Raw genomic sequence first — 22,472 nt, 5'->3', positions numbered from 1 at the left:
TCAGCTCACCGCCCCGGGGCCGAGGCGGAACAGCTCACGCAGCTGGTCGGTGGACAGCTCGGAGATCCAGTCCTCGCCGGTGCCCACCACGCTCTCGGCGAGCGACCTCTTGCGCTCGATCATCTCGTCGATCCGCTCCTCAAGGGTGTCCACGCAGATGAACTTCCGCACCTGCACATTTCTCGTCTGACCGATCCGGAAGGCCCGGTCGGTCGCCTGGTCCTCCACCGCGGGGTTCCACCACCGGTCCACGTGGATCACATGGGAGGCGGCGGTCAGGTTGAGGCCCGTCCCGGCCGCCTTGAGCGACAGCAGGAACAGCGTCGGCTCGTCACCGCGCTGGAACCGCTCCACCAGCTCCTCCCGCCGGCTCCTGGACAACCCGCCGTGCAGCCACAGCACCGGCCGATCCAGGCGGGCGGCCAGATAGGGGCGCAGCAGGGCGCCGAACTCGGCGTACTGGGTGAAGATGAGGGCGCTGTCGCCCTCGGCGAGGATCTCCCCGGCCAGCTCCTCCAACCGGGCCAGCTTCCCCGACCGCCCGGCCAGCCGCGAACCGTCCCGCAGCAGGTGGGCGGGGTGGTTGCAGATCTGCTTGAGCTTCGTCATCGCGGCCAGCACGTTGCCGCGCCGCTCGATGCCCGCCGAACCGCCGATCCGGCCCATCATGTCGTTCACCACGGCCTTGTACAGTTCCGCCTGCTCCGGGGTGAGGGTGCACCAGACCTTCATCTCCTGCTTCTCCGGCAGGTCCGTGATGATCGACCGGTCGGTCTTGAGCCGCCGCAGTACGAACGGCCCGGTGGCCCGCCGCAGGGCCGCCACGGCGTCCTCGTCGCGCCGGGTCTCGATCGGCTCCTGGTAGCGCTCGCGGAAGCGCCGGGCCGGGCCGAGGAGACCGGGGTTGCAGAACTCCATGATCGACCACAGCTCCGACAACCGGTTCTCCACGGGGGTGCCGGTCAGCGCCAGCCGGGTGCGCGCCGGGATGGCCCGCACCGCCCGCGACTGCCGCGCCGCGCTGTTCTTGATCGCCTGCGCCTCGTCGCAGATGACCCGCTCCCACCTCTGCGCGACCAGCGCCCCCAGGTCGCGCAGAGCCGTGCCGTAGGTGGTGATGACGAGATCGGCGTCCCGTACGGCGGCGGGCAGCTCGTCGTCCCGCCTGCGGGAGCCGCCGTGGTGGACGTACACCCGCAGCGACGGGGCGAACCTGGCCGCCTCCTTCCGCCAGTTGCCGATCAGCGACATCGGGCAGACGAGCAACGTCGGCCCCGGGGCTTCTTCCGCGTCCCCGGCCGCCCGTTCGCGCTCGGACAGCAGCAGGGACAGGGCCGACACCGTCTTGCCGAGCCCCATGTCGTCGGCCAGGACACCGCCCAGGCCGAGGCCGGACAGGAAGCTCAGCCACGACAGGCCGCGCTCCTGGTAGGGGCGGAGCGTCCCGCGCAGCGCGCGCGGGGTGGCGACGGGGGTGAGCCGGTGGTCGGCCTCGCCCGACAGCAGGTCGCCGAGCGGGCCGTCGGCGTCGACCGCCACCAGCGGCAGCTCCCCCTCGCCCCCGGCGGCGATCTCGCGGATCATCTCGCCGAGGGTCGTCTCCCCGCCGCCCCGCCGCCCGACGACCTCCAGCGCCGCCTTGAGCTGCCGGTCGTCCAGCTCCACCCACCGGCCGCCGACCCGGGCCAGCGGCACCCTCAGCCCGGCCAGCCGCGACAACTCCTCCTCGCCGATCGTGTGACCGCCGACGGCCGCCTCCAGCCGGAAACCCACCCGGTCGCTCAGCCCGGCCCGCTCCCGGCCCTCCGTCGCGCGCACGGTCAGCTTCAGGCCGAGGCCCTGCCGACCGGCCCACTCCGGCAGACGCACGACGTATCCGGCCGCCGCCAGCGCCGGTGCGCCGCCGCGCAGGAAGGAGAACGCCCGCGCCGTGTCGACCTCCATGACGGCCGGCTCGGGATCGCGCAGCGCGCCGTGCAGGTCGGGATGGAGACGCACCGCCCTGGCCAGCTCGGCCCGCAGGACCTCCCAGGGCCGCTCGGGCAGCCAGGACGCCCGCTCTCCCGCCCGGATCCGGGCGGCGGTCAGGTGGTCCGGCTCGTCCGCGTCACCGGAGCCCGAACCGCCCGCGCCCTCGCCGCCCGCACCGTACGTACGGCCCGCGCCGTCCGCGCCGCCGGTCCCCGCGTGCACCGTGTGCACCGCCGGGGCGAGACCGAACTCCACCTTCCACGGGTCGTCCTCGCCGGCCGGCTCGACCAGCCGGAACCAGGCCCGGACCGGCCCGTCCAGCTCGTGCGCCGCCACCGACCAGCCGCGGAGGGCGTCGCCGAGCGCCGCCGCCTCGGCGGGCCGCGCGCCGGGCAGCGAGGCGTCCGGCGCCGTCAGCGCGTGCAGCCAGCGGTCGGCCAGCGCCGTTTTACGCCCCGGCCGGTTGCCGACGATCAGCCGCTCGGGCAGCGCCGCCCGGGCCGCGCCGTCCACCAGGCCCTCCATCGCCTCCTCCAGCACCTCCGCCGCCGGTCTCTCCCCGGGCAGCGCGCGGCAGACCGGCGGCATGGCGGCGGCGAGGTCACGGAACGCGACGGCGTCGGCGCCGATGAGCACCGGACGCCAGCGGGCCGCGTGATCACCGTCCTCCTCGACCAGTTGCGGCAGGATCCGGCCGCGCCGTGCCAGGCTCCGGGCGTGCTCGGCGACCACGGCGAGGTAACGCAGCGACAGACCCGGCTCCCAGGACGCCTCCTCCGCGTCCCCGGACGCTCCCGGCCCGACTCCGGGCGCCCCGTCCCCGTCCCCGGGAGCCTCCCGCGGACCGGGGGCGGTCCCGGAGTCCGCTTCGCCCGGCTGGGGGAGCGCTTCGAGCAGGGCGAGCGCGGCGCCCGGGCGGAGCAGCAGCACCGGCACGAGCCAGGTGGAGATCCGGGGCCCGCGCACCGAGCCCGTCAGGCCGGACTCGGGGGAGGGCAGCGGCCGGGAGGCCGACCCCGGCAGCCGGATCGTCGCCTCGGCCGCCTCGGCCCGCGCCGCGACGGCCGCGACCGTCGCGGCGAGTCCCCCGGAGCCCTCCGTCCCCGGTTCGCCCACCGCTCCGCGGCCCCCGATCCCTTCGCCCCCCGGGATCTCTCCGGTCGCCCCGGAGCTCCCGGCGCCGAGCGCGGCGGCCAGTGCGGCGGCGGAGGCGGCGAAAGGATGCCGTTCGGGCGCGGACCCGGAGGACGCGGCGCGCCCCCGGGAAGCGGGGGAGTGGCCCCGGGAGACGTCCTCCCCCCACAGCGCCAGCCGCCCGCCGTACCAGCCACCGTGAACCACCAGCACGCGATCACTCCGTTCCTCGTCCGTCACTCATGCTCTCCCGGGAACCCGCCGGGACCCCCGGGGTCCCGCTGTGAACCCACCGGGGATTCGGCCCCGGCGCCGCCGCCCGTCCCGCCCCCGCGGGGAGGCCGGACCCCGCGGGGAGGTCAGGCCCGGCCCCGGAAGGCGCGGACCGCCAGCGGGGCGAACACCACGACGAACCCGGCCGACCAGGCCAGCGCGACGAGCGCGGGCGCGGCCACCTCACCGCCGATCAGCAGGCCGCGGATGGCGTCGGCCAGATGGGTGACCGGGTTCAGGTCGGCCCAGGCCCGCAGCCAGCCGGGGAAGGTGCGCGGATCGACCAGCGCGCTGCTGGTGAACGTCAACGGCATCATGATGGAAAAGGCGAACATCTGCACCTTCTCCGGGTTGGCCGCCCGGAGCCCGATCAGCACCGACATCCACGACATGGCCAGCACGACCACCACCAGCAGCGCCAGTGCGCCCAGCACGCCGAGCACGCTGGTCTCCACCCGGAACCCCAGGATCATGCCGAAGCCGACGAGCAACGCGAACGCCCACGCCTGCTTGATGGTGTCGGCGACGACCCGCCCGGACAGCGGCGCCGTACGGGCGATCGGCAGGCTGCGCAGCCGGTCGAAGACGCCCTTGGTGATGTCGGTGTTCAGGCCGACCGCCGTGGACAGCGTGTAGAACAGGGCGTTCTGCACGAGCAGCCCCGGCAGGGCGAACTGCAGGTAGTCCCCCGTCGATCCCGAGATCGCCCCGCCGAACACGTAGGTGAACAGCAGCAGGAACATGATGGGCTGGATGCCCAGGTCGATCAGTTCCCACGGGTTGTGCTTGATCTGGACCAGGCTGCGCCAGGCCAGGGTCGCCGTCTGCGTCAGCGCGGCCACCGGGCCGACCCGCCTCGCGGGGGCCGTCGTGGCCGTCATGGTCGCCGTCGTCACGCGAGGGCCCCTTTCTTCTCGATCTCGGTCCCGGTCCCGGTCCCGGTCCCGGCGGTCTCCTCGGCGGGATGACCGGTGAGGGCCAGGAACACCTCGTCGAGGCTCGACCGGCGCAGCGTCAGCTCGGCCGCGACGACGCCGAGGTCGTCGAGCCGCCGCACGACGGCGGGCACGGCCGCCGGGTCGCGCACGGAGGCCACGGCCCTGCCGCCGGTCAGCGCGGGGGGCTCGCCGATGATGTCGGCGACGACCTGGGAGACCAGCGGCAGGTGGTCGTCGCGGAGCGGCCGGACCTCCAGGACCCGCGCCCCCGTGGTGGCCTTCAGCTCGTCGGGGGTGCCGGAGGCGATCACCCTGCCGTGGTCGAACACCACGATGTCGTCGGCGAGCTGGTCGGCCTCCTCGAGGTACTGGGTGGTGAGCAGCACCGTCACCCCGTCGGCCATCAGGCCCCGCACGACGTCCCACAGCTCGGTGCGGCTGCGCGGGTCGAGGCCGGTGGTGGGCTCGTCGAGGAACAGCACCTGGGGCCGCCCGACCAGGCCGGCCGCCAGGTCCAGGCGGCGGCGCATGCCGCCCGAGTACGTCTTGGCCGCGCGTCCCCCGGCGTCCGCGAGGGCGAACCGGTCGAGCAGCTCGCCGGCCCGCAGCCGGGCCTCCGTCCTCCGCAGGCCGAGGAGACGGCCGATCATCATGAGGTTCTCCACGCCGGTGAGCATCTCGTCGACCGCGGCGTACTGGCCCGTCAGGCCGATCATCGACCGCACCTCGTGGGCGCGGTCCACCACGTCGAATCCGCCGACCGAGGCGCTGCCCCCGTCGGGGCGGAGCAGCGTCGCCAGGATCCGTACGGCGGTGGTCTTACCGGCGCCGTTCGGCCCCAGCACGCCGAGCAGCCGCCCCTGGGGCACGGCCAGGTCGACCCCGTCCAGCGCCCGTGTCTTCCCGTACAGCTTCACCAGGCCGCTCGCCTGGATGGCATATCGCATGGCCCGCCCTTCTCGTCGTTCCGGAGGGCACCACGATGCACCGGGCCGCTGACACCCCCCTGATCCCGCGTCCGGCCGGGAGAGGAGCCGCTGACATACCGCTGACACGGCCCGCCGGCCCGCCGGCACCGTACGGGCCACCGCCGCCGGACGCCCGCGGTTCCTCTCCGGCCCTCTCCCGGCCCTCTTCCGGTCCCCTCCCGGCCCTCTCACGGACGAGATCCACCCGGGACGGAGCGACCCCTTAGGCTGGGCGGTGTGAGCGACCGAACCGAGCAGCGCGGTGACACCGCGGGAGCCGGATCCCTCCCCGGACAGGTGCCGCTGCGGCCCCCGGCCAACCCGGTGTCCCGCAAGGCCATCGTGATGTGGCTGCTGGACGGGCTCTTCTGGTCGGTGCTGCTGGTCGGCGGCGCCTTCCTCCTGTCCGGGTGGATCGGCGACGGCCGGTGGTCCTGGCTGCCGGAGTGGCTGGCCGACGGCGCCGGATGGCTGCCCGCGCTGACGGCGGTGCTCGTCGTGCCCGCCGCGCTCGCCGAGCCGTTCTGGCGCTACGCCGTGCACCGGTGGGAGCTCAGCGGTGACGTGGTCTACGCCCGCTCGGGGTGGATCGACCGGCAGTGGACGTTCGTGCCGGTCAGCCGTATACAGACGGTCGACAAGAAGCAGGGCACGCTGGAGCGCGTGCTCGGCCTGGCGACGGTGGACATCCGCACCGCCTCGCACGCGGGGTCGTCCACGATCAAGGGCCTCGACTACGGCGTCGCGGCCGCGCTGGCCGAGAGGCTCGCCCAGCGGGCCGAGGAACTGAGGGACGACGCCACGTGACCGGCCTCCCCGACCCGCCGGACCGGCCCGCCGACCCGCCCGCCGACCCGCACGCCGGTCCGAGCGCTGATCCGCCGGCCGATCCCTCCGCCGGTCCGCACGCCGGCCCCTCCCGGGAAGACCCCGGCCCGCACGCCGCGCCGGGACTCCGCGCGTACGGCCCGCCGCCCGTCGGCGCGCCTGCCGGTCCGGCACCCGTCGGCCCGCCTGCCGGTCCGCCGCTTGCCGGTCCGTCCCTGAGGCTCAGCCCCCGGGTGCTGCTGACCGAGCCGATCCGTACCCTGCCCTCGCTCCTGCTGCCGCTGACCGGCGTCCTGTTCCTCGGCGGGTTCTCGTCCGGTTCGTTCGGCTGGGCGGCCTTCGGCCTCGTCGGGTCGGTCCTGTACGCCGTCGTCCGCTGGGCCACCTTCACCTACCAGGTCATCGGGGGCAGGCTGGAGCTCACCCGCGCCCTGATCGGCAGGTCGGTACGGACCATCCCGCTGGAGCGCATCCGCGGCGTCGACGTCAGCAGCCCGCCGCTGCACCGCCTGCTCGGACTCGCCGTACTGAGGATCGACACCGGCGCCGGCGGGTCCAAGCAGGAGGGCGAGCTCGACGGGGTGACGCTCGTGGAGGCCGAGCGCCTCAAGGCCGCCCTGCTCTGGCACGCCCGCGCGCGGGCGGCGCGCCGCGCCGGAGCCCGGGGACGGTCGCCGCCCACGGTGACGGTCCCCCGGGGGCGGCGGTCACCGTCCCCGCCGGGCCGCTCCCGGGCACCCCGGAGCCCGCCGGGCCGTCGCCGGCCACGGCCGTCCCGCCGGTGCGTCACCGGACCGGGGAGACGCTCCCCGAGCGGGTGCTGTTCGTGGTGCCCCGCAGGTGGCTGGCCTACGGTCCCCTCTCCGGCTCCTACCTGCTGACCCCGTTCGCGTTCGTGGCGGGCGCGGCCGGCCTGGCGTTCCAGTGGGGTTCCGAGCTGAGGATCGACGGCAGGATCGTGGTCGGCGCCGGAGAGTGGCTGTGGGGTCACCCCCTCCTCCTCGGCGGCGCGCTGGTGGTGCTGGTGCTCGCCATGCCGGTGCTCGGCGCCGCGATGTACGCCGTTTTCAACTGGGATTTCACCCTGCGAGCCAGGGACGGCTACCTCGTCGCCGAGCGCGGCCTGCTGACCCGCAGGAGCGTGTCCCTGGAGCGGCGCAGGGTGCGCGGGTTCGAGCTGGTCGAGGGGCTCGCCGAACGCTGGGCCGGGGTCGCCCGCGCCTGGGCGATCGTGACCGGGCTGGGCGACTCCGGGACCCGGGGGCAGCTGCTGTCCGTGATCCCGCGCCGAGCCGCGCTGGACGTGGTGCGCGAGGCGGTCGGCCCGATCCTGACCGGGTTGCGGCCGCACCCGCCGGTCGCGCGCCGCCGCCGCCTGTTCCGGGCGGTCTTCCCCTGGCTGGTGGCCGCCGCTTGCGCCGCGGTCGCCGCCCGGTCCTGGCCGCCGCTGTGGTGGGCGGTGGCGGCGGCCCTCGTTCTCGCGGTCCTGGGCGTCCCCCTCGGCCTCGACCGCTACCGTTCCCTGGGCCACACCCACGAGGGAGGGCGGCTGTCGGTCCGCTCGGGGTCACTGCGCCGCTCACAGGTGGTGATCGAGGAGCGCGCCGTGGTCGGCTGGACGCTGCGCCAGACGTGGTTCCAGCGGCGCGCCGGCGTGCTGACCGTGGTCGCCGGGGTGGGGGCGGGCAGCGGAGGTTACGCCGCGATCGACGTCGGCGAGGCCCAGGGGGTGGCCTTCGCCGCCGAGGTCACGCCGGCCTGGCTCGCCCCGTTCACCGAGGACGCCCCGTTCACCGAGGACGCCCCGCCCTCCTGACCCGGTACGGCGAACGGCGAGGCGGGGGTGACCGGACCGGTCACCCCCGCCTCGTCCCGCGTCGCGGTCAGTCCTGGCGCCGGGCGCCGAACATGATCTCGTCCCAGGTCGGCACCGACGCGCGCCGCCCCCTGGCCTTCTTCGCCGGCCGGGCCGGCGCGGGCTTGGGCGAGGCGGGCGGAGCCGGTGGAGCGGGCGGCGGAGCGGGCGGGTCCGCGGGCTTCTCGGCCGGCGGCTCCTTCACCGCCGCGGCCGGCCGCGGCTCCTCCTGCGCCGGTTCGGCCCGCGAGCCCTTGTCGAGGCTGACGCGCGCCGCGGGCACCGCTATCGGGGCGTCGGCGACCGGCTCAGGCCGGGGTTCTTCCTCCTTCGCCGCCGGGGCGGCCGGGGCGGGCTCCGCGGGAGCGGCCTCGGATCCGCCGGTTCCGGCGTCCGATGCGGGCTCCGGCGCCGGGGCGGCCTTCGGCTCCTCCGCCGCGGCCGGTCCGTCGGCCGCGGGCTCGCCGGCCTCCGCGACCTCGGCTCCGGCGGAGCCGGCCCCGGAGGGTCCGGGCGTGCCGGATCCGGGGACGGCCGTGATCTGCGGGGACTGCGGTGCGGGGGCGGGGGCGGGGGCGGGGGCGAAGATCTCCGGTGCGCCGGTCTCCGCGGCGGGCTCGGCGGTGCCGGCTCGCCCGGGTCCCGTCGCCTCCAGAGCCTCCGGGGCCTCCGCGGGTTCCGCGGCCTCCGAGGCCTCCGAGGGCTTCGTGAGCTCCGTGGACCTCGCGGGTCCCGTGAGCTCCGTGAGCTCCGCGGGCTTGGGGAGCTCCGGCGGATCGGCGGGCCGTACCCGGATCACGGGCGTGACCGAGCCGGGCTCGGGCAGCCGGACCGGCTCGTAGGAGTCCGGGGCGCGCAGCGGCGGCACCGTCGGCCTGGGCGGGTCGAACCCGGCCGGGATCGGCGGCATCGGCGGCTGCTCGTACGGCACCGGCTCGGCGCGCGCGGCCGGCGGCTCGGCCTCGTCCGGCTCCGGCGCGTCGTTCCGCACGACGGAGGGGAACGACACCGGCGGCTGGCTGAGCGGCTCGGACGTCAGCGGCGGCACCGGCGCGAGCTTGGCCACGCGCGGCACGAACGGGGTGACCGTCGTGTCCTCGACCGGTTCGGTGTAGTCGCCCGACGACAGGCGCATGGCCTCGTCGTCGTGCGGGGTGATGTGCCGCCTGCGCGGATCGAAGATCCACTCAGCCCTGCGGGTGTGGCCGTTCCATACGAAACCGAGCTTGATCCGCCACAGGTTGTCGTCCCTCTTGGCCGAGTCCCAGTCGATCTCGTCGGCGGGCACGCCGCGACGGGTCAACCGCTCGGCGACCAGCTCGCCGAGGGTGGGACCGGGAGCGGAGTCGCCCGGCAATCGCACGGCGCAGCGTTGCGCCTGCTGAGCCATGTACTCGCGTTCCTGGAGTACGGGGCCCTCGAACCACCGCACCCGCTCGACCGGGATGCCCGCCGTGGCGGCGATCTCCTCCGCGGTCTCGCCGGCGCGGATCCGGGCCTGGATCTCCTTGGGGCGCAACGGACTCTCCACTTCGATCTCGTACTGGCCGAGACGGGAGAAGTTGCCGCGGACGGCAGCGCGGAGCCGGTCGTCGACGGGCAGCGTGAACCGGGTGCCCCGGCCGGCCGTGGCCAGCACGAGGTAGGTTCCGTCCTCACTCACCGCGACGAGTCGGAGCTCCTGCATGCGAGTCCCTTCGTCGTCGTGCTCAATCTTCCCCCGGACCCTTGAGTCTCTCGCGTGTGCCGGTTGCCTGCCAGCACCGTACCCGGCATGTCCGAACATCGCCTTCCTGGATGGGGGTCGCAGCGATGTGACGCCGGTCACATTTGCTCCATTCATCAACTTACAGGCCACCGGGATGGAGCAGCGGGTTTGAAGTGTCCCAATGGATTCTCTCCGATCAACGAGAGCACCGCCGGGAACTTGGGGCAAGTGCCGGAAGGACGGGCGGAGACCGTGCCGCCCGCCCTCGGACGGGCGCGCCGGCGAGGGGCGCCCGAGGGGCGGGCCGGACCGGCCCGGCCGTCACCGGCGGTGGCGATTATGGCACCCGGTGTGGCGTGAAGCGATGGCGGGCCTGGTTGGCGGGAGAATGTCATCTCCGGCGGACTCCCTCGGGGTCGAGCGACGCGGGGCTCTGCGAATCTGCCTGTCGCACAGGTCACAGGAACAACAGGACACGCGGATGCGTCATTCTTCGGGGGAGCCTTTACGTACCCCTTTACCGAAAGCTCGTGAGAAGGGACTGATTCGGGGAATGGGCGGCGAGCAGAGGTTCGATCTGAGCCTGCCGCAGATCATCGGGGGAGCCCTGGCCACGATGACGGCGGCGGTGGCCGCCTCGTACCTCGGGGTCGCGGGCACGGTCATCGGCGCCGCCGTGATGAGCGTGGGCAGCACGGTCGGCGGCGCCGTCTACACCCATTACCTGAAGCGGACCGGCAGCCGCCTGCCGTTCCTGTCCCGGCAGGAGGCCGGCGACGACCCGCCGAAGAAGGTCGAGGGCAACGGGGAGCTGGCGACGGCGGCGCTGGCCACCGTGCGCGAGGCCCCCGCGCGGACGCACGGCGAGGCCCCCGGGCGGCCGTCCGGCGGGGTCTCCGCGGCGCCGTACTCCGCGGCGTCGAGCGGTGAGACCCGCGCGTGGCGCTCCGGTGGGTCCGCCGGAGCGGATCCGGACGCCCCGACCTCGCTGATGCCGGCCGTCGCGACCTACGAGGGGGCCGGCCTCCGGGGCGGGGCCGGGACCCGGGAGGAGACCGGAGGCCCGGACGGCGACTCCGGGGACGTCGGCGCGCTGGAGGACCTCGTCGTGGTGGACGTCGATCCCGCCACGGCCGAGATCCCGGCGGCCGCGCCCGACACGGCGGAGCTGTCCAGGATCACCGCCGAGCTGCCCGCCGCCGTGTCCACGGCCGCGACCGGTACGGCCGGTCCTCCCGGGAGCATGACCGTCCTGCCCGCCGTCTCCGGGCACCCCGGGGGTGACGGCGGACCCGGCCGGGCCCGGGTCTGGATGCTGGCCGCGACGGCGGTGATCACGTTCGCGGTGAGCATGGGCGCGATCCTGGGCTTCGAGAAGGCCACCGGCCAGCCCGTGGCGAGCACCGTCAAGGGCGAGCGGAGCTCGGGCACGAGCTTCAACCCCGGGCCCGTGGTGCGGCGCGAGGAGGTCCCCCCGGCGCGGGAGCGGGCGCCCAGGCCGTCCGACTCGGCTTCGGAGACGGCCCCGCGGACGACCCCGGAGCCGACCGCGACCCTGGAGCCGGACCGGACCGAGCAGCCGGGGACCGGCGCCACGCTGGAGCCGACCGCCCCGGTGACCCCGAGCCAGGCTCCGACCACGAGCCCCACCCAGGTCGAGCCGTCCCCGGAGCCCACCGGGAACCCGACCGGTTCGCAGGCCCCCGCCGAGACGGACGCCCCCGCCCAGGAGGACGTCCAGGACGGCGAGGCCGGGCAGGTCGCCCCGGCCGGGGAGTGACGCCGCGCGGCCGGCCCCCACGCGGGACCGGCCGCGCCCGCCCGCACCGGCCGGGCGACGGCTCGTTCCGGGACGGCTCTCAGCCCAGGACGGTGTCCAGGTAGTCGTTGGCGAACACCCGGCCCGGGTCGAGCGCGTCCCGCAGTGCCCGGAAGTCGGCGAACCGCGGGTAGACCGAGGACAGGTAGGCCGCGTCCCGGGTGTGCAGCTTGCCCCAGTGCGGGCGGCCGCCGAGCCCGGTCATGATCTCCTCGACCTCCTCGAAGTAGGCCGGGTTGGGCGTCGGCCGGTAGACGTGGCAGGCGATGTACGCCGACGGCCTGCCGTACGCGGTGGACAGCCACGCACTGGAGGGCGGGGTGACCCGGACCTCGATCGGGAAGGTGATCCCCCAGCCGCGCCGCTCGATGAGGTCGCGCGTCTCGCGCAGGGCCCGGCCGAGGTGCTCGCGCGGGATCGCGTACTCCATCTCCAGGAACCGCACCTCCCGCACGGTGGCGAAGATCCGGTAGGAGGCGTCGGTGCGGGTGGAGGCGCTCAGCGCCGCGGCGGAGACCGTGTTGAGCCGGGGGATCAGGCCGGGGAGCCGCGCGCCGAGCGCGCACAGCGCGCCGAAGGCGGTGTTCTCCAGGAACCTCTCGTCCAGCCAGCGCCGGAACCCGCCCGGCGGGTCGGCCGGGCCCGGGGCGCGGTTGTTGCGCTTGACCAGGCAGGCGTCGGTGTGCGGCAGCCAGTAGAAGTCCAGGTGGTCGTTCTCCGAGGCCAGCTCGTCGAGCGAGTCGAGGACGGCGCCGAGCGCCATCGGCCGCCGGACGCCGCGCAGCAGGAACGACGGCTCGACCCGGAAGGTGAGCGCGGTCACCACGCCGAGCGCGCCCAGCCCCACCCGGGCCGCGTCGAAGAGGTCCTGCTCGCTCACCCCTTCACGGATCTTCCCCTGCCCGCCGTCGCGCACGGTGACGATCTCGCCGTCGGCGAGCACCAGCTCCATGGCGGTCACCTGGTCGGCGAGCCCGCCGCTGTGCCGTCCGGTGCCGTGGGTGCCGGTCTGCACCGCACCGGCCAGGGTCTGGGCGGTGATGTCGCCCATGTTGGCCAGGGCCAGGCCCCTCCGGTGCAGCTCCTCGTTGAACGCGGCGAGGGTCGTCCCGGCCGCGGCCGTCACCTCTCCGTCGCCGGTCTCGCGGATTCCGGTCAGCGCGCCCGGCCGCAGCAGCATCCCGTCGGTCAGGGCCACCCCGGTGAAGGAGTGCCCGGAGCCGACCATGCGCACCCGGCGCCCCGCGGCGGCGGCGTCCCGTACGGCGCGGGCCACCTCCTCCGCCGAGGCGGGGGTGCGGATCTCCGCGGGCGTGGCGGACTGGTTCCCGGCCCAGTTACGGAATGCCTCGCTCATGCTTCTCGCTCCTCGCCCGCCGGCGGGCGGGCGAGGTCACGCCGCGGCCGCCGGCTCACCTCTCCGACCGTGAACATGAACGATACTCACGATTTTGGCCGGGCAACAGGGGTTCGCAGCCAGGCGGAACCGGTGGCGCCGATGGCCGCGGCCAGCAGCGCGCAGCCGAGAGAGAACGCGTAGGCGTTCGACGCGCCGAACGCGTCGGTGAGCCGCCCGCCCGCCCAGGCCCCGAGCGCCACGCCGAGCCCGACGGAGGTGGAGATCCAGGCCATGCCCTCGGTCAGCAGGGCGGGCGGCACCAGCCGTTCGACGAGCGAGTAGCCGGTGATGACCGTCGGGGAGATGGCCGTCCCGGCGACGAACAGCGCCACCGCCATGAGCCTCGGGTCGCCGATCAGGGCGGGCGGGACCATCCCGGCCGCGAACACCGCCAGGGCGCGGGCGAACCGGCTGCGCAGCGTGATCCTCCACCGCCGCGCGCCGTACCAGAGCCCGGAGACCATGCTCCCGGCGGCGAAGGCGGCGAGCAGCAGCCCGGCCGCGGGCTTGACGCCGCGCTCGTCGGCGAACGCGACCGTGATCAGGTCGACCGACCCGAACACCGCGCCCATCGCGCAGAACGCGGCCGACATCAGGGCGACCCCGGGGATCGTGATCGGGCTGCCCGCGCCCCCGCCCGCCGGGCGGACGGGCGGCTCGGTGCCGCGCTGCGCGGCGAAGGCGAGCGTGCCCACGACCGTGCAGGTCAGCGCGACCACCAGGCCGGCGTACGGGTTGACCATCGTGGCCAGGGCGGTGACCAGCGCCGGTCCGGCCACGAAGACGACCTCGTCGGCGACGGACTCGAACGAGAACGCGGCGTGCAGCAGATCGGTCCCGGCCAGCAGGTGCGACCAGCGGGCCCGCACCAGCGAGCCGAGCGACACCGCGGTCGCGCCGGTCGCGACGCCGGCGGCGAACAGGGCCCACCGGGGGACCGCGGGCCCCGCGCAGAACATCAGGCCGGTCAGCGCGGCGCCGTGCGCCAGCACGAACGGCACGATTACCCTTGCCTGGCCGAACCTGTCCACCAGGCGTCCCGACAGGGGAGCGGCGACGGCGTAGGAGAGGTTGACGGTGGCGGCGACCGCCCCCGCCATGGCGTAGGAGCCGGTGAGCGTCTGGATGAGCAGCACGACGCCGATGCCGAGCATCGACATGGGCATCCGCCCGACGAAGCCCGCGATGACGAATCCCTTGGCTCCGGGCATGCCGAACAACCCTCGATACAGCCCGGCCACCCTCGGCACCCCTCCCCGTTTTTCCGGCGTCGATCGTACCGAGGATTTCTCGGCGACCCGTCCGGAGGAAAGCCATTTTCCGGACCGTGTCCCACTCCCGGCGTCTTGGAACTAATGTGAGCGCGGTGTCGCATGTTCCCCGGATGGGGGCGTTCGTCGCGGTGCTCGCCGCCGTGGTCGCCCTCGCGGTCGCCGGCGCCGCGGTGTTCCTCGCCACCCGCCCCGCCGAGCCCCTCACCGTCACCGCCGCCGAGTCCGAGGTCAGGGACCTGACCAGCCTGGTCCCGCAACCCGTGAACCAGCCCGCCGGGGAACAGGCCCAGTCCCAGTCCCAGGGCCAGGACCGGAGCCGGCCACAGGACCGGGACCGGACCCCGGAGGCCGGGCCCACCCCGGCCGCCACCGGCGGGCCCGGCATCACCCTCACCCCGCCCCGGCTGCTCGTGGTCTCCCAGACGACGCTGCCCGAGAGGACCAAGGCCGACATCTCCCGCCTCAGGAACGTCCAGAAGATCGACTCCTTCGACGGCGGCGCGGTCAAGATCTCCGGGGCGAGCCTCAACCTGGTCGCGGTCGACACCGCCCGCTTCCGCGCCTGGGCGCCGAAGGCCGTGGCCGCCCAGCCCGCGGTGTGGGAGGCGCTGGACCGGGGTGAGCTCGTCGCCGACGGCGCCGCGGCGCAACGGCTCGGCCTGGTCCTCGGCGCGCACTACCAGGTGGACGGCGGCCCGCTGCTGCGGGTCGCGGCCTCGGCCCGGTTCGGCCTGCCCGGCGTGGACGGCCTGGTGGGCGCCGAGACCGGCCGCCGCCTCGGCCTCCTCCCCGGCGTGGTGCTGCTGGTGAACGGCCCGGAGAACACCTCGGCCAAGCTGGGCTCCCTGGTGCGCAGGCTGGCCGGAGGGGGCACGCAGGTGATCACCCTGGGCCGCGCCCGCACCGCGAGGCCGGCCACCGCCAAGCCGCCGACCGGCGAGAACGGCGGCAAGGGCGGAACCGGGACCGGGACCGGGGCCGCCTCCACCGAGAACGTCTCCGCCGCCCGGCGTGTGCAGGTCGGGCGGCCCGGCAGCTACCTGGATCTGTACCGCAGGGCCGCCGCGGTCTGCCCCGGCCTGTCCTGGACCGTCCTGGCCGCGATCGGCCAGGTGGAGAGCTCGCACGGGCGCAACAACGGGCCCTCCTCGGCCGGCGCGCAGGGGCCGATGCAGTTCATGCCCGCCACCTGGAAGACCTACGGGGTCGACGGCGACGGCGACGGGGTCGCCGACATCTGGAGCCCGTACGACGCCGTCCCGGGCGCGGCCAACTACCTGTGCGCCAACGGCGCCGGGCAGGGCGGCAAGAAGCTGGAGAAAGCCGTCTGGTTCTACAACCACTCCTGGGCCTACGTCTCCAAGGTCATGTCGATCGCCCAGGCCTACGCCCGCACCTACCCCTGACCCCCGGCCCGCCCGCGGCGGGCCGGTCCACGCCCGCGGAAGGCCCCGGCCGAGGATCGCCGTACGACGGTCCCGTACGGCGGCCCGCGCTTACCTCGCCTCGCCCGCCGCGGCGGGGCGGCGGAGCGGCGCCGGGCAGCAGCCGGGCGGGCAGCGGGCGGGCTCCGGCTCGGCCAGCAGTTCGCCCACCATCGAGACGAACCGCGGGTGGGTGCCGGCGGTGGCGGCCCTGACCAGCGGCAGGCCGATCTCCTTCGCCGTCTCCGCCGCCTCCACGTCGAGGTCGTAGACGACCTCCATGTGGTCGGAGACGAACCCGATCGGCACCAGCACCGCGGCCGGGGCGTCGAGCACCCGCAGGTGGTCGCAGACGTCGGGTTCCAGCCACGGGATGTGCGGGGCGCCGCTGCGGCTCTGCCACACCAGGTCCCACGGGCGGTCCCCGCCCAGCTCGGCGGTGACCAGGGCGGCCGTCCTGCGCAGCTGCGCCTCGTAGGCGCCGCCGTTCGGCCCGGCGGTCCTGGCCATCGACAGCGGGATGCTGTGGGCGGTGAAGACCAGCCGCGCGGAGTCGCGCAGACCGGCGGGGAGCTGCTCCAGGGCCTCGCGGGTGTGGTCGGCCATCGCCGCGACGAACCCGGGGTGGTCGAAGTAGTGGCGCAGCTTGACGACCTCGGGTGCGCCCTCGACCGCGGCCCTGGCGAGCGCGATGTCGTCGAGGTACTGCCGGCAGGCCGAGTAGGAGCTGTAGGCCGCGGTGACGAAGGCGGCGGCCTTGCGGACGCCGTCGGCGGCCATCCGCCGGAGCGTGTCCTCAAGATAGGGATGCCAGTTGCGGTTGCCCCAGTAGACCGGGATGTCGAGCGTCGGCTCGATGGCGGCGATCAGGTCGCGGCACTGCTGGTTGATCGGGCTGGCCCCGCCGAAGCGCTGGTAGTGCGCCTCGACCTCCAGCAGCCGCTCGCGCGGGATCCCCCGGCCCCGCACGACGTTCTCCAGAAACGGCATCACGTCGTCCGGCTTCTCCGGGCCGCCGAACGACACGACGAGAAGTGCGTCGTAAGTCCCCATGGCATTCATCAAACCGCATGCCGGGAAGTCCTTCCGCATGGTCACACCGGGGATTCGGGTCCGGACGCCCTCCCGGACGCCCTCCGGGGAGTCTTCTCCGTCACATTCCGCCCCCTTCCCTCTTTTCGCCGCGTCTTCCGGGGCGACCCGCGGGCGTCCCGCCGGACGAGGGGGTATCCGGTCCGGGGGGAGACGGGAGTAGGTTCGGACCGTGACTCCTTTCAGCGACATGCGTGACTATGTCGGCACTCCCAGGCTGGTGTCCCTCCGCCTCTCCCCCGACGGATCCCGCCTCGCCGGCGTGGTCCAGGCCCTCAACCCCGACGGCAGGTCCTACGGGACGTCCCTGTGGGAGATCCCCCTCGACGGGCGCGCGCCGTACCGGCTGACCAGGTCGGCCAAGGGCGAGAGCGGAGCGGAGTTCACCGCCGGGGGCGACCTGCTCTTCGGCTCGCGCCGTCCCGACCCGGCCGTCAAGGACCCCGACGAGGAGGCGCCCGCGCTGTGGCTGCTGCCCGCGGGCGGCGGCGAGGCGCGGCAGGTCGCCTCCCGGCCCGGCGGCGTGGCCGGGTTCGCCACCGGCGGGCGGACGGTGGTCTTCACCGCCGACGTGCTGCCCGGCGACGAGGCCACCGAGGACGAGCGGCGCAAGAGCCGCAAGGACGCCGGGGTCAGCGCGATCCTGCACGAGAGCGCCCCGGTGCGCTACTGGGACCACGACCTCGGCCCCGGCGAGACGCGGCTGTTCGCCGGCGCGCTCGGCGACGACCGGCTGACCGGGATCAGGGACCTCACCCCGCAGCCGGGCAAGGCCCTGGGCAACGCCTCCTACGACGTGACGCCGGACGGCTCGGCGGTGGTGACCACCTGGGAGGTGCCGCGGCCCGGCGGCGACGTCCACTCCCGGCTCGTCGTGATCGGGACGTCCGGCGACGACGCCCCGCGCGTCCTCGCCGAGGAGGAGGACCACGACTTCGACGGCCCGGTCCGGGTCTCGCCCGACGGCCGCCTGGTCGCCTGCGCCCGCGCCCGCCGCGCCGACGGCGACACCATCCCCGAGATCACCCTGTGGATCGTCGACCTCGCCACCGGCGAGGGTCACGCCGCCGGCGGCGGCCTGTGGCCGTCCGACGTCGTCTGGGCGCCCGACTCCCGCTCGCTGTACGTCGCCGCCGACCACCAGGGCCGCCGCCCCGTCTTCCGGGTCCCGGCCGACGGGTCGGAGCCGGTCCGGCTCACCGCCGACGACGGCGCCTACCTGTCGCTCGGCGCCGCGCCCGACGGCTCGGTCTACGCGCTGCGCAGCGCCGTGGACTCGCCCGCCCGCCCGGTGCGGATCACCCCCGGCGGCGAGATCGAGGAGCTGGCCTCGCCGGTGCCCGTGCCGGAGCTGCCCGGCACCCTGACCGAGGTCACCGCGACCGCCGACGACGGCGCGACGATCCGGGCCTGGCTGGTGCTGCCCCGGGGCGCCTCGGCGGAGAACCCGGCGCCGTTCCTGCTGTGGATCCACGGCGGCCCGCTGTCGAGCTGGAACGACTGGTCCTGGCGGTGGAACCCGTGGATCATGGCGGAGCGCGGCTACGCCGTGCTGTTGCCCGACCCGTGCCTGTCCACCGGCTACGGCCCCGAGATGATCCGCCGGGGCTGGGCGAACTGGGGGCCGCGCACCCACGCCGACCTGATGGCGATCACCGACGCCGCGCTGGAGCTGCCCGAGGTCGACGAGACCCGGACGGCGGCCATGGGCGGCTCGTTCGGCGGTTACATGGCCAACTGGGTCGCCGGGCACACCGACCGGTTCGCCGCGATCGTCACCCACGCCTCGCTGTGGCACCTGGACCAGTTCGCCGGCACGACCGACGCGCCGATGTACTGGCAGCGCGAGTTCGGCGCCCTGGGCGGCGAGCTGTACGACGCGCTCTCCCCGCACCTGTCGCTGGAGAGGATCTCCACGCCGATGCTGGTCATCCACGGCGACAAGGACTACCGGGTGCCGATCGCCGAGGGCCTGCGGCTGTGGTGGGACCTGCAGCGTTCCGATGTCGAGTCGAAGTTCCTGTACTTCCCCGACGAGAACCACTGGATCCTCAAGCCCGGCAACGTGGTCGCCTGGTACGAGACGGTCCTCGCCTTCCTGTCGCAGCACGTGCTGGGCCAGGAGTGGAAGCGGCCGGAGTCGCTGGCGTGAGGACGGACGACGGCCCCCGTACGGCGGGCCACAGCGGATGAGCGGCGAGTGAACGAGGAGGAGGGCAGGCCATGGAGACCTTCGTGACCTTCGCCCAGCTGGCCGAGGAGATCGCCCGGGAGGCCGGGGAGATGCTCACGGCCAAGCGGCCGGCCCGGCCGGAGGTGCTGGCCACCAAGTCCAGCCCGACCGACGTGGTGACCGCGCTGGACCGGGCCTCGGAGGAGCTGATCCGCACCAGGATCAGGGCCGTCCGGCCCGACGACGCGATCCTCGGCGAGGAGGGCGGCTCGACCGGCGACGGCCGGGTCCGCTGGATCGTCGACCCCATCGACGGGACGGTCAACTTCCTGTACGGCCTGCCCGAGTGGGCGGTCAGCATCGCCGTCGAGGTCGACGGGGAGGTCGTCGCGGGCGCGGTCAACGTCGTGCCCCGGGGCGAGGTCTTCACCGCGGCCAGGGGCGAGGGCGCGTGGCTGGCGGGGGAGCGGCTGCGCTGCAACACCGGCGTGCCGCTGGACCGCGCGCTGATCGCCACCGGCTTCGGCTACGACGCCGGGCGGCGCAGGGTGCAGGCCGAGGTGCTGGCCGGGGTGCTGCCCGCCGTACGCGACATCCGGCGGGGCGGGTCGGCCGCGGCCGACCTGTGCTCGGTGGCGGCCGGGCGGGTGGACGGCTACTACGAGCGCGGCCCGCAGGCGTGGGACTACTCGGCCGGGGGTCTCGTCGCCGTCGAGGCCGGGGCCAGGATCGGCGGGCTGAACGGCCGGCCGCACGGCCCCGGGCTCACGATCTGCGCGGCGCCGGGCCTGTTCGAGGAGCTGCACGGCCTGCTGGCGCCGCTGGACCCGGAGCGCGACGCCTGAGAGTCCCGCCCGCCGGACCGGGCGCGTGACACCTGAAATCGCCCGCGTCCGGGACGGACGTGAAGGAGCCCCCGGCCGGTCGGCCGGGGGCTCCTTCCACATCGGTGCCGGATCAATGCCGGATCACGTCAGTGCCGGATGTGGACTCCGTTGTCCGTCGCCAGGCGGTGGAGATCCTCGATCTCGGCGGTGAAGGTGTCGGCGAGGTACTGATCGCCCGTGGACTCGGCTTCGTGGAGGTTCTTGTACGCCTGGTCGAGGCGATTTTCGATCGTGGAGGAGAACTCGCCCATCTCACCTTCTTTCTCAGCGGGGATGAAGGACAGGGTCTGCAGGGGACTGGCCTTCAGCCGTACCCACCCCTCGCCTCGCGTTAAACCTCAATGTGGGATACATCACGCACGGTGGTTATCGTGACAACGGGCTTACCGCCGGCTTACGGGGGGAGTGCTCACAATGGGGGGCCGTTCCGGCGGCTTGTTCATCGACGTCACGGGGAGGGACCAGAAGCCGTGCGGGTGCTTGTGGTGGAGGACGAGCGGGTGCTCGCCGACGCGATCGCGACGGGGCTGCGGCGTGAGGCCATGGCCGTGGACGTGGCCTACGACGGCGCCGCGGCGCTGGAACGGACCGGCTACATCGACTACGACGTCATCGTCCTGGACCGGGACCTGCCGAAGGTCCACGGGGACGAGGTCTGCCGCCGCCTGGTGGCCGAGCGGACCTCCTCGCGGATCCTGATGCTCACCGCCTCCGGTGACGTCGACGACAAGGTCGAGGGGCTGGGGCTGGGCGCCGACGACTACCTCGCCAAGCCGTTCGTGTTCATCGAGCTGGTCGCCCGGGTGCGGGCGCTGGGCCGCCGCTCGGCGCCGGCGCTGCCGCCGGTCCTGGAGCGCTCCGGCGTCCGCCTGGACCCGGGCAAGCGGCTGGTGACCAGGAACGGCGAGGAGATCTCGCTCACGAAGAAGGAGTTCGCGGTCCTGGAGGAGCTGATGCGCGCCGAGGGCGCCGTGGTCAGCCAGGAGGACCTGCTGGACAAGGCATGGGACGAGAACATCGACCCGTTCACCAACGTGGTGCGCGTCACCATGATGACCCTGAGGAAGAAGCTGGGCGAGCCTCAGGTCATCGAGACGGTGCCCGGGGTGGGATACCGGCTGTGAGCGCCCCGGCAGGCGGCGGAGCGGAACGCCCCTCGGGCGTCCCGGGGGACGACGCGCGTCTTTCCGCTCCCACCCACCCGATGATCAGCCCTCACTCCGCGCGGGGGGCGCGGCGCGAGGAGGAGACGCCGCAGGCCGGTCCCGGACAGGGCGGGCAGACGCCGCCGCAGGCCGGTCCCGGGCGGAACGGGCAGGCCCCGCCGCCGCAGGGCCCGCCGGTGTGGGACGGGCCGCCGCCGGCCGGCGCCGCCCCGGCGCGCGGCGGCCCGCTGGAGCGGGCGCGGGCGCTCTTCGACCGGATCAGCATCCGCTGGCGCCTCACCATCACCTACGGCCTGCTGTTCTTCCTGGCCGGGATGCTGCTGGTCTTCGTCATCTACATGATGGTCGGCTGGGCCATCAACGAGGCCTGGCCCGGCGTCAGCCTGCCCGACGCGCCGCTGGCCTACGAGCAGCGCTTCCAGCAGGAGTGGCTGTGGTGGAAGCACGCCGCGATCGACGAGGCGCGCGAGGCCCTGCTCAGCCGTACGCTTCTCGCCCTGGTGGGGGTGGGCATCCTGGCGATCGTCATCGGCTACGTCGTCGCCGACCGGGCGCTGCGCCCGATCCAGCAGATGACCGCGACGGCCCGCAGGCTGTCGGGCAGCACGCTGGCCCACGAGCGGATCGCGCTCAAGGGCCCCGACGACGAGCTCAAGGAGCTGGCGGACACCTTCGACGCGATGCTGACCAGGCTCAATGTGGCGTTCGACACACAGCGAAGGTTCGTGGCCAACGCCTCCCACGAGCTGCGGACCCCGCTGACGATCAACCGGACCGTCCTGGAGATCGCGCTGGGCGACCCGGAGGCTTCGGAGGACCTCAAGGCGCTGGGCCGCACGCTGCTGGAGGTCAACGCGCGCAACGAGCGCCTGATCGAGGGTCTGCTGCTGCTGGCCCGCAGCGAGCGCGAGCTCAGCGTGCGAAAGCCGGTGGACATGCGGGACGTGGCGCGTACCGCCGTCGAGCAGCTCGCCCCGGTGGCCGAGGCGGCCGGCGTGACGATCTCCACCGAGCTTCAGAAGGCCGAAACGCTGGGCGATCCGGTGCTGCTGGAGCGGTGCGTGTCCAACCTCGTGGAGAACGCCATCAAACACAATCTCCCTGACTCCGGCCATTTGTGGGTCCGGGCGGGAATTGTGGAGGGCGTCCTGATTGTTCAGGTGGCCAACACGGGGCCGCACGTGCCCGCGTACGAGGTGAACAGCCTGTTCGAGCCGTTCCGGCGGCTCAACGCCGACCGGGTCGACTCTTCCAAGGGGGCCGGGCTCGGGCTGTCGATCGTGCGCGCGGTCGTGCGGGCTCACGGAGGCGACGTGACCGCCGTCCCCAGGGACGGAGGAGGTCTCGTGGTGACCGTGAGACTCCAGCCAGGGTGATCCGGCGGGGGGCGTCTCGCTCACGCCGTACATGTGGTTGGATGTGCCGTCGAACACGGTGGCTCATACCGCCGATGCTGTGGTTTACGCCATATTCGGCTAACCATGGCCATGGGCAGTAGGTACCTCACGTGTGGGGAGGTTCAGTGACCATTCCGACGGGGTACCGATGCAAAGTCTCTTCGTC

At 74.2% G+C, this 22,472-nt stretch carries 17 protein-coding genes; 9 read left to right on the top strand and 8 right to left on the bottom strand.

Annotated elements, in window-relative coordinates:
- The 3 genes from ACQP10_RS27240 to ACQP10_RS27230 all read right to left on the bottom strand — a co-directional run bounded on the left by ACQP10_RS27240 (position 1) and on the right by ACQP10_RS27230 (position 5,263).
- Positions 1-3,318: a DEAD/DEAH box helicase gene (locus ACQP10_RS27240; protein WP_433539980.1), complete on the bottom strand. Its 3,318-nt coding sequence runs from the start codon at positions 3,316-3,318 to the stop codon at positions 1-3.
- 146 nt (positions 3,319-3,464) lie between these two features.
- A complete protein-coding gene (locus ACQP10_RS27235; protein ID WP_433539979.1) occupies positions 3,465-4,274 on the bottom strand; it encodes an ABC transporter permease in 810 nt (269 codons plus the stop codon).
- Positions 4,271-5,263: an ATP-binding cassette domain-containing protein gene (locus tag ACQP10_RS27230; RefSeq protein WP_346023011.1), complete on the bottom strand. Its 993-nt coding sequence runs from the start codon at positions 5,261-5,263 to the stop codon at positions 4,271-4,273. The genes ACQP10_RS27235 and ACQP10_RS27230 overlap by 4 nt, the downstream gene beginning before the upstream one ends.
- A 258-nt stretch (positions 5,264-5,521) precedes the next feature.
- Between ACQP10_RS27230 and ACQP10_RS27225 the strand changes: the two genes are divergently transcribed.
- From ACQP10_RS27225 to ACQP10_RS27215, 3 genes are all read left to right on the top strand, one after another.
- A complete protein-coding gene (locus ACQP10_RS27225; protein WP_312873578.1) occupies positions 5,522-6,091 on the top strand; it encodes a PH domain-containing protein in 570 nt (189 codons plus the stop codon).
- A 254-nt stretch (positions 6,092-6,345) separates the two neighbouring features.
- Positions 6,346-6,993 carry a PH domain-containing protein gene (locus tag ACQP10_RS27220; RefSeq protein WP_433539978.1) on the top strand — a complete coding sequence of 216 codons (648 nt, stop codon included), beginning with the start codon at positions 6,346-6,348 and terminating at the stop codon, positions 6,991-6,993.
- On the top strand, positions 6,894-7,928 hold the full coding sequence (locus tag ACQP10_RS27215) for a PH domain-containing protein (protein ID WP_433539977.1): 1,035 nt from the start codon (positions 6,894-6,896) through the stop codon (positions 7,926-7,928). Before ACQP10_RS27220 ends, ACQP10_RS27215 begins: the two co-directional genes overlap by 100 nt.
- Positions 7,929-7,995: 67 nt before the next feature.
- Here ACQP10_RS27215 and sepH read toward each other — a convergent pair whose 3' ends face one another.
- On the bottom strand, positions 7,996-9,654 hold the full coding sequence (gene sepH, locus ACQP10_RS27210; RefSeq protein WP_433539976.1) for a septation protein SepH: 1,659 nt from the start codon (positions 9,652-9,654) through the stop codon (positions 7,996-7,998).
- 574 nt (positions 9,655-10,228) lie between these two features.
- On the opposite strand from sepH, the gene ACQP10_RS27205 reads away from it, so the two are divergent.
- A complete protein-coding gene (locus ACQP10_RS27205) occupies positions 10,229-11,455 on the top strand; it encodes a hypothetical protein (RefSeq protein ID WP_433539975.1) in 1,227 nt (408 codons plus the stop codon).
- A gap of 79 nt (positions 11,456-11,534) precedes the next feature.
- Here the strand turns inward: ACQP10_RS27205 and ACQP10_RS27200 are convergent, their stop codons facing one another.
- Positions 11,535-12,851 (bottom strand): D-arabinono-1,4-lactone oxidase, encoded by a 1,317-nt coding sequence (locus ACQP10_RS27200; protein WP_346023007.1) that lies wholly within the window; start codon positions 12,849-12,851, stop codon positions 11,535-11,537.
- An 86-nt stretch (positions 12,852-12,937) separates the two neighbouring features.
- Complete coding sequence (locus ACQP10_RS27195; RefSeq protein WP_389997047.1) at positions 12,938-14,104, bottom strand: MFS transporter; 1,167 nt, start codon at positions 14,102-14,104, stop codon at positions 12,938-12,940.
- 146 nt (positions 14,105-14,250) lie between these two features.
- On the opposite strand from ACQP10_RS27195, the gene ACQP10_RS27190 reads away from it, so the two are divergent.
- The gene (locus ACQP10_RS27190) at positions 14,251-15,573 is read left to right on the top strand and encodes a lytic transglycosylase domain-containing protein (RefSeq protein WP_433539974.1); all 1,323 of its coding nucleotides are present in this window, start codon (positions 14,251-14,253) and stop codon (positions 15,571-15,573) included.
- A 90-nt stretch (positions 15,574-15,663) separates the two neighbouring features.
- On the opposite strand, the gene ACQP10_RS27185 is transcribed toward ACQP10_RS27190, so the two are convergent.
- Entirely contained in the window at positions 15,664-16,644 is a 981-nt protein-coding gene (locus tag ACQP10_RS27185; protein WP_433539973.1) for a ferrochelatase, read from the bottom strand.
- A 229-nt stretch (positions 16,645-16,873) separates the two neighbouring features.
- Here ACQP10_RS27185 and ACQP10_RS27180 point away from each other — a divergent pair, with 229 nt between their 5' ends.
- Positions 16,874-18,835, top strand: coding sequence for a S9 family peptidase (locus ACQP10_RS27180; protein ID WP_346023003.1), 1,962 nt, complete (start codon positions 16,874-16,876; stop codon positions 18,833-18,835).
- A gap of 71 nt (positions 18,836-18,906) precedes the next feature.
- Positions 18,907-19,701, top strand: coding sequence for an inositol monophosphatase family protein (locus tag ACQP10_RS27175; protein WP_346023002.1), 795 nt, complete (start codon positions 18,907-18,909; stop codon positions 19,699-19,701).
- A 128-nt stretch (positions 19,702-19,829) separates the two neighbouring features.
- Here the strand turns inward: ACQP10_RS27175 and ACQP10_RS27170 are convergent, their stop codons facing one another.
- Positions 19,830-19,994 carry a hypothetical protein gene (locus ACQP10_RS27170; RefSeq protein ID WP_179826976.1) on the bottom strand — a complete coding sequence of 55 codons (165 nt, stop codon included), beginning with the start codon at positions 19,992-19,994 and terminating at the stop codon, positions 19,830-19,832.
- A gap of 219 nt (positions 19,995-20,213) precedes the next feature.
- On the opposite strand from ACQP10_RS27170, the gene ACQP10_RS27165 reads away from it, so the two are divergent.
- A complete protein-coding gene (locus ACQP10_RS27165) occupies positions 20,214-20,867 on the top strand; it encodes a response regulator transcription factor (RefSeq protein WP_179826978.1) in 654 nt (217 codons plus the stop codon).
- Between the two features lie 80 nt (positions 20,868-20,947).
- Complete coding sequence (locus ACQP10_RS27160) at positions 20,948-22,285, top strand: sensor histidine kinase (RefSeq protein ID WP_346023001.1); 1,338 nt, start codon at positions 20,948-20,950, stop codon at positions 22,283-22,285.
- Positions 22,286-22,472 lie beyond the last annotated feature (187 nt).

It is taken from the genome of Streptosporangium sandarakinum (genome assembly GCF_050942225.1).
GTDB lineage: Bacteria > Actinomycetota > Actinomycetes > Streptosporangiales > Streptosporangiaceae > Streptosporangium > Streptosporangium nondiastaticum.
Note: the sequence above shows the minus strand (reverse complement) of the source record. Positions and strands in the feature narration are given on the sequence as shown.